Source organism: Pontimicrobium sp. MEBiC01747 (genome assembly GCF_053601635.1).
The window spans coordinates 1-216 of record NZ_JBSHNS010000169.1; the positions used below are offsets into that span (position 1 = coordinate 1).

The following is a 216-nucleotide window of genomic DNA, read 5'->3' on the forward strand; positions in this document are numbered from 1 at the left end:
TCCATCTGCGCCAGCATTAGCAGGCGTTTCAATAGTAAGAACTACTGGTATTCTAGAGCTTACACAACCAGAGACAGTTTCTTCAGCTTCAGCATAGTAAGTGTAAACTCCAATAGCTGTATCGGTAGGCGTATAATTAAGGCCAGAAGCTAAGGCAGTACCTCCAGTAGCGTTTGTATACCAATTAACAGCATCCCCTAAAGCAGGAGGGCCAGG

At 45.4% G+C, this 216-nt stretch carries 1 protein-coding gene; it reads right to left on the reverse strand.

Going from position 1 to position 216, the window contains the following annotated elements; translation table 11 throughout:
- Nucleotides 1–216: Ig-like domain-containing protein (locus tag ACVC2P_RS05095; protein ID WP_452597400.1), on the reverse strand; the 216-nt coding region annotated here is incomplete at both ends.